This is a genomic window from Streptomyces sp. NRRL S-337 (assembly GCF_000720175.1).
GTDB lineage: Bacteria > Actinomycetota > Actinomycetes > Streptomycetales > Streptomycetaceae > Streptomyces > Streptomyces siderophoricus.
This window is the reverse complement of sequence record NZ_JOIX01000142.1, coordinates 1-7,075: the sequence shown is the minus strand read 5'-3', so window position 1 is coordinate 7,075 and position 7,075 is coordinate 1. Positions and strand designations below refer to the sequence as shown.

6 protein-coding genes are annotated in these 7,075 nt (G+C 73.6%); 4 read left to right on the top strand and 2 right to left on the bottom strand.

Annotated features, from left to right (window positions below):
• Positions 1-134: 134 nt before the first annotated feature.
• A complete protein-coding gene (locus IG62_RS0140520) occupies positions 135-1,067 on the bottom strand; it encodes a MurR/RpiR family transcriptional regulator (RefSeq protein WP_030816181.1) in 933 nt (310 codons plus the stop codon).
• A 448-nt stretch (positions 1,068-1,515) separates the two neighbouring features.
• Positions 1,516-3,000: an aromatic amino acid ammonia-lyase gene (locus tag IG62_RS0140515; protein WP_030816174.1), complete on the bottom strand. Its 1,485-nt coding sequence runs from the start codon at positions 2,998-3,000 to the stop codon at positions 1,516-1,518.
• A gap of 207 nt (positions 3,001-3,207) precedes the next feature.
• On the opposite strand from IG62_RS0140515, the gene IG62_RS0140510 reads away from it, so the two are divergent.
• From IG62_RS0140510 to IG62_RS0140495, 4 genes are read left to right on the top strand one after another with little or no spacing between them, the layout of a single operon-like run.
• Positions 3,208-4,464 (top strand): ABC transporter ATP-binding protein, encoded by a 1,257-nt coding sequence (locus IG62_RS0140510; protein WP_234326945.1) that lies wholly within the window; start codon positions 3,208-3,210, stop codon positions 4,462-4,464.
• On the top strand, positions 4,461-5,132 hold the full coding sequence (locus IG62_RS0140505) for an ABC transporter permease (protein ID WP_030816170.1): 672 nt from the start codon (positions 4,461-4,463) through the stop codon (positions 5,130-5,132). The genes IG62_RS0140510 and IG62_RS0140505 overlap by 4 nt, the downstream gene beginning before the upstream one ends.
• Positions 5,133-5,139: 7 nt before the next feature.
• Complete coding sequence (locus IG62_RS0140500) at positions 5,140-5,811, top strand: ABC transporter permease (protein WP_030414348.1); 672 nt, start codon at positions 5,140-5,142, stop codon at positions 5,809-5,811.
• Positions 5,812-5,861: 50 nt separating this feature from the next.
• Entirely contained in the window at positions 5,862-6,788 is a 927-nt protein-coding gene (locus IG62_RS0140495; protein ID WP_030816168.1) for an ABC transporter substrate-binding protein, read from the top strand.
• Positions 6,789-7,075: the final 287 nt, after the last annotated feature.

The window sequence follows — 7,075 nt, the reverse complement described above, 5'->3', positions numbered from 1 at the left end:
GCACCCACCACAAACCCAGCCCGCCGCAGGCGCAACGGCGAACAACAACCGCGGCGGGACGGCCAAGTACGTGCGGGGCGCCGCAAAGCGCAACGGCGAGCAACCACCACGGCGCCGCAGACAGCTACGTGCGGCTATTCCACGAAAAGGCCCCGCGCCGCGGCTCGCGCATCGAATTCTTCGAGGCGCGCCTGCGCTTCGGGGAGCGCGTCGCACATCGCCTCCAGGAGGACGCGGCCCAGGAGCATGGGGGCGCAGGCGGTGTCGAAGGCCAGGCCGGTGCCGACCGCGGCGGGCAGCAGCAGGTCGGTGTGGCGGGCGACCGGCGCGAAGGCACTGTCGGCGACGGTCACCACGGTCAGCCCGGCGTCCTGGGCGTAGGCGAGGGCCTCGACGACCTCGCGGGGATGCCGGGGCAGCGCGAAGCACAGCAAGGTGGTGGCGCCGGCCCGCACCGCGGCGTCGATCCGGTCGGGGAGCATCGTGCCGCCCTCGTCCAGCAGCCGGACGTCGGGGTGGACCTTGCGGGCGAAGTACGTGAACCCGGCGGCCTGGGCGGTGGCGGCGCGCAGGCCAAGGACGGGCAGCGGCCGGGAGGCGGCGAAGAGGCGGCCGGCCTCGATCACCGGCGACGGGTCGGCCAGCGCGGCGGCCAGGTGACGGAGGTTGTCGATCTCCGCCTGGACCGCCTGCTGGTACTCGTTGGCGGTGCCGTCGTCGCCGGTCTTCTCGGTGGGCGCGACCTCGCGCAGGTGGCGGCGGAGCGCCGGGTAGCCGTCAAAGCCGAGCGCCACCGCGAAGCGGGTGACGGAGGGCTGGCTGACGCCGGCCAGTTCGGCCAGTTCGACGCTGGAGAGGAAGGGCGCGTCGGCGGCCCGGCGCACCATGCAGTGCGCGATCCGGCGCTGGGTGGGCGTCAGCCGGTGGCCTTCGAAGAGCTTCTGGAGGCGGGCGGCGGTGCCGGTGTCCGCGTCCGTGACCCGTCCGGCCGTCGCGTCCCGTGCCTCCTCGGCCTGCTCCCCCGGCGCGCCGCCGGTACCGCGGCCGTTGTCCCCGTCCCCGCTCATCGCCTCTTCTTCCCGGCCCGCTGCGGGCCTTCTCCTGTGTCGACAGACTGTACGGAATTCCTGGCTCGGGACGGCGCGCGGTACGCCTGATGGTCCACCCCTACGGGATCCTTCCGCTCACCGCCCGCCGGAACGCGGACCCCCACACGCCAGGGCCGACCCGCCACCCGGCCGACCACACACCCGGCCATACGCCCGGCCCCACATCCGCCCCCTGGCACACCGTCCAGTCGACCCCCCACCCGGCCCACCACCCGTCCGGCCCCTCCCCCGCCCAGGTGGCCGGTCCGCCACCCGGCCGGGCGCGCGCCCGCACGGCGGGCTTCCGGTCCACCGGTGCGTCCGATTTCGGCTGTGTCCGTGGCTGGGCTCATGCCGGGCGTGGCTGAGTTCGTGCCCGGAATCGTGGCCGGGCTCATGCCCGGATTCGTGGCTGGCTCCATGCCGCTCACACCTCCGCCAGTTCGTCGAGGAGGCCGGACGCCACCGCCACGTCGTCCGTCAGTGGGCGGTCCTCCATGCGCGGGTCGAGCGCCTCGGCGGCTCGGGCGTAGGCGGTGGTGAGGGGCAGGCCGGGTTCGGGTTCGAGCGAGCGCATCCGCAATGCCCGTACGGCGGCGACGAGTTCGCAGGCGAGGACCTGGCGGTAGTACGTGGCGGCGCGCAGCGTCTGGCGGGCCCCGAGGGAGGCGAAGCTGGCCTGTTCCTCGACGCCGCGGGAGAGGACGGCGTGGCCGAGGGAGGCCGGGTGGGAGACGGCGCGCATCTCGCCGAGGGCCGCGCCGGCCGCGTATTCGAGGATCATGACGCCGGAGCTGGCGGGGGCCGCGTCGCCCAGGAAGGGGCGGAGCCGGGTGAGGTCCGGCTCGGAGAGGGCGGCCAGGCGGGCGGTGGAGAGCCGGGCGGTCTGCAGGACGGCCAGCCGGAAGGCGTCCAGGGCGAGGGCGACGTGGGCGGCGTAGAAGTTGCCGTGGTGGTAGGCGGCCTGGTCCTCGATGCTGATCAGCGGGTTCTCGCCGGCGGCGTTGAGCTCGACGGTCAGCACGGATTCCAGGGTGTCGGCGGCGTCCAGCGCCGGGCCGTGGATCTGGGGGAGGCAGCGGAAGCCGTACGGGTCCTGGATGCGGCCCAGCGGCGGGCTGGGCCGCGGCGGCACGCCGGAGAGGGTGCGCAGCCGGGCGGCGGCGGCCGCGGAGCCGGGGTGCGGGCGGGCGCGCATGACGGGTTCGGCGAACGGTTCGTAGGAGCCGCCGACCGCGAGCAGGGAGAGCGCGGCGACCGGCAGCGACGCGGCCAGCAGCCGGCGCAGTTCGTCCAGGGCGAGCGCGGACTGGCCGAGGGTGAGGGCGTTGCTGCTGATCAGGGCGAGCGCGTCGTTGTTGTCGAGGGCGACGGGGGCCGGGGTGCGGCCGCCGGGGGTGCCGTGCCAGGGGTGTTCGCCGGCCAGTGCCAGGCCGGTCTGGGCGAGCGCGGCCAGGTCGCCGGTGCCGACCGCACCGTGTTCGTTGACGACCGGGTGGGCGCCGGCGTCCAGGGCGGTGATCAGGGCCGTGATGACCGCGGGGTTGAGGCCGGCCCCGCCGGCGAGCAGCTGGTTGGCGCGGACCGCGAGCATCGCCCGGACCTCGCGGCCCGGCAGCGGGTCGCCGATCGCACCGGCGTGGCTGCGCAGCAGCCGCAGGCCGTGGGCGGCGTCGGCGGCCTCTACGTCCTCGGTGCGGTTGGCGCCGACGCCGGTGCTGCGGCCGTAGACGCGTCCGGTGGCGGCGAGCCGGCGGGCGGTGTCCCAGGATTCCGCGGCGCGGGCGAGGGCCTTGGGGTCGGGGGCCGCGGGGCGGGCGGTGCGGTCCGCGAGGGCGGCGACGTCGGCGGTGCGCAGCGCGGTGCCGTCGAGGGTGATGCGCCTGCCGGACCGTCGGGCGGTGTCCAGCATGTGGGAAATCAAGGGGCTCAACTCCCTCTTATAACGCGCTTTGTGGGCCGAATTCCGATACCTGGTTCCGTACGGTGGCCGAGCGGAGAGCTGGAAGAACTCTCGGGTAACCCGCGTTGTCACACAGGGTTTACTCCCACCCATTGACTTCTATTCACATGCCTAAGACTCTGCATGACACTATGCAGGCCGGGCAAGGGGCAGCCGATGATCAAATTCGACGCAGTCAGCAAGCGGTACCCGAACGGCACCACCGCAGTGGACGATCTCTCCCTCGACCTTCCCGAGGGCGGCGTCACCGTCCTCGTCGGATCGTCCGGATGCGGCAAGACGACGACCCTGCGGATGGTCAACCGCATGGTCGAGCCGACCTCCGGCACCATCAGCGTCGGCGGCCGCAACGTCCTGGAGGCGGACGCCGCCGAGCTGCGCCGCGGCATCGGCTACGTCATCCAGCAGTCCGGTCTCTTCCCGCACCGTACGGTCCTCGACAACATCGCGACCGTCCCGCTGCTGCTCGGCTGGGGCCGCCGCAAGGCCCGGGCCCGCGCCGCGGAGCTGCTGGAGCTGGTCGGCCTGCCCGCGGACACCAGCAAGCGCTATCCGCACCAGCTCTCCGGCGGCCAGCAGCAGCGCGTCGGGGTGGCCCGGGCGCTCGCCGCCGACCCCCCGGTGCTGCTGATGGACGAGCCGTTCGGCGCGGTCGACCCGGTCGTCCGCACCCAGCTCCAGAACGAGCTGCTGCGGCTCCAGGAGGAGCTGCGCAAGACCGTCGTCTTCGTCACCCACGACATCGACGAGGCGGTCCGCCTGGGCGACCGGATCGCGGTGTTCCGCACCGGCGGCCGGCTGGTCCAGTGCGCCGAGCCCGCCGAACTGCTGGCCCGTCCCGCCGATGACTTCGTCGCCGACTTCCTCGGCGCCGAGCGCGGTCTGAAGCTGCTCTCGCTCACCACCCTCGCCGACGTGCCGCACGCGCCCGGCCGGGCGATACGCGCCGACGAACCGGTCGGCGCGATAGGCCGCGACGGCGGCCGCTGGCGCCTGGTGACCTCGCCGCGCGGCGAACCGCTGGGCTGGCTGGACACCGACGCGCTGCCGGCCGGCGGTACGGCCGGCGAGGCGGAGCTGGCCGCGGTCCGGCCGCTGCGGGACACCGATTCGCTGCTCTCGGCCCTCAACGAGGCGGTCTCCTCACCGGCCGGGGCGGTCGCCCGGGTCACCGCCGACGGCGTCCTGACCGGCGTCACCTCCCGCGACGCCATCCACGACCGGGCCGGCCGCAGCCACGCCGACGCCACCCGCGCGGCCGCTCCGGCGGCACCGAGCCGTACCACCGCCGAGAAGACGCGGACCACCACCGAGAAGCCCCACGAGCCCGCCGGCGAGGGCGTCACCCCCGACGACCCCGCGCCGGACGACCCCGGGCCCGAGGCCGCCGCCCCAGCGGAGCGCCCCGCATGACCGTCGAATGGGGCTGGTTCCCCGATCACGCCGGCGAACTGACCCGCCTCACCGCGGACCACCTCGCCACCGCCGTCCCCGCCGTCCTGTTCGGCCTGCTGATCGCGCTGCCGCTGGCCGTCCTCGCGCACCGCGTCCGGCCGCTGCGCGGTTTCGTCCTCGGCGCGTCCAACATCCTCTACACCATCCCCTCGCTCGCCTTCTTCGTCCTGCTGCTGCCGGTCACCGGGCTGACCCGCACCACCGCGATCACCGGTCTGACCGCGTACACCCTGGTCGTCCTGGTGCGGAACACCGTCGAGGGCCTGGACGCGGTCCCGGAGCGGGTGCGCGAGGCGTCGAAGGCGATGGGGACCCGGCCGCTGCGTACCCTGCTCACCGTCGAACTGCCGCTCGCCCTCCCGGTGATCATGGCGGGCGTACGGGTCGCGACGGTGATGTCCATCTCCCTTGTCAGCGTGGCGAGTTACATCGGGTACGGCGGGCTCGGCCAGCTCTTCACCGACGGCTTCCAGCGCAACTTCCCCACCCCGGTCATCGCCGGCGTGGCCCTGACCCTGCTGCTCGCGCTGGCAGCCGACGCCCTGCTGGTGACCGTCCAACGGCTGTGCACCCCCTGGCGGCGCGGCACGCCCCGGTCCGCCCCCAAGCTGTGGAAGCGAGCGTGACGGCCCGATGCTCGAACTCCTGAAGAACCTCGCGGCCTGGCTGACCGGCCCGGCACAGTGGGCGGGCCCCGACGGCATCGCCACCCGCGTCCTGGAGCACCTGGAGTACTCGGTGCTCGCCACCCTCGCCGCGGCCCTGATCGCGCTGCCCGTCGGGCTGCTCATCGGGCACACCGGCCGCGGCGCCTTCCTCGCCGTCAACCTCTCCTCCTTCGGCCGGGCGCTGCCCACCGTCGGCCTGGTCACCCTGGTCTTCCTCGCCGGCGGGCTCAGCGTGTGGCCGGTGTACGTCTCGCTGGTCGCGCTCGCCGTGCCCGTGATCATCACCAATACGTACGCCGGGATGGCGGCCGTCGACCCGGAGGTCAAGGACGCCGCCAAGGGCGTCGGGCTGCGCGGCCGCCAGATCCTCTGGCAGGTCGAGGTGCCGCTGGCGCTGCCGCTGATCATGACCGGCATCCGGCTCGCGACCGTCCAGGTCGTGGCCACCGCCACCATCGCCGCCTACGTCAGCTTCGGCGGGCTGGGCCGCTACGTCTTCGACGGCCTGGCCCAGCGCGATCTGGTGCAGGTGCTCGGCGGTGCGGTGCTGGTCGCCGTGCTCGCCGTCGTCGCCGATCTGGCCCTGGGCGGGCTGACCCGGCTGCTGTTCCGCGGCCGCCCGGCCACCGCCCGCTGAACCGCCACGCCCCGCGCCCCGTACGCCCGCCCCTCCCGAGGAGCCCCGCCATGAACCGCCGTACCGCCCTGACCACCCTGCTCGCCGGCGCCTCGGCACCTCTGCTGGCCGCCTGTTCCTCCGGCATCACCTCCCTCAAGGGGAACGGCGCCGGCGGCGACAGCGGCAACAGCAGCGGTGGCCTGGTCATCGGCACCGCCAACTTCACCGAGAACCAGATCCTCGGCTACCTCTACGCGGGCGTACTGTCCACGGCCGGCGTCAAGGCCACCGTCCGGCCCAACCTCGGCTCCCGCGAGATCGTGGTTCCGGCGCTGCGCTCCGGCGACATCGACCTGCTCCCCGAATACCAGGGCAGCCTGCTGCTCTACCTCGACAAGAAGGCCACCGAGACCGAGGCCGGCGCGATGCAGAACGCGCTGGCCACGGTGATACCGGACGGCCTGGAGGTGCTCCCGTACGCGGCCGCCGAGGACCGCGACAGCTTCGCCGTGACCCGGGAGACCGCCGAACGCTACGGCCTGACGTCGCTCGACGACCTGCGCAAGGTCAGCGGCAAGCTGGTGTTCGGCGCGGCCGCCGAGATGAAGAAGCGGGTGGTCGGGCTGGTCGGCCTCAAGGACCGGTACGGCGTGGAATTCAAGGAGTTCAAGGCCCTGGACTCGTCCGGCCCGCTGGTCAAGGGCGCCCTGAAGAAGGGCGACATCGACGTCGCCAACGTCTTCACCACCGACGTCGACATCAAGGAGAACGGCTGGGTGCTGCTGGCCGACCCCCGGCACCTGGTCCCCGCCCAGCACATCGTCCCGCTGATCGCCGCCCGCAAGGCCGACACGAAGGTGCGCCGGGCGCTGGCGACCCTCGGCAACGCACTGACCACCGCCGACCTCACGGAACTCAACCGCAAGGTCGACAAGGACAAGCAGGACCCGGACCGGGTGGCGGCGGCCTGGCTCTCCCAGCGGAAGCTGGGGTGATCCCCACGTACCTGGCTGTCCCGCCGTCGGGGTTGCTCGCCGTTGCGCTTTGCGGCGCCCCGCACGTGGCTGTCTGCGGCGCCGCGGGTCTTGGTCGCCGTTGCGCGCTTTGCGGCGCCCCGCACGGAGTTGTCTGCGGCGCCGCGGGTGCTGTTCGCCGTTGCGCCTGCGGCGGGCTGGGTTTGTTGTGGGTGCGGTGACGGGCCTCCGGGGCCGGTTGTGTGGACTGCTGACGCTTTACGCTCCGCTGCGCTCCGCCTTCGCTCCTTATTGAGTCCTTGGAAGCG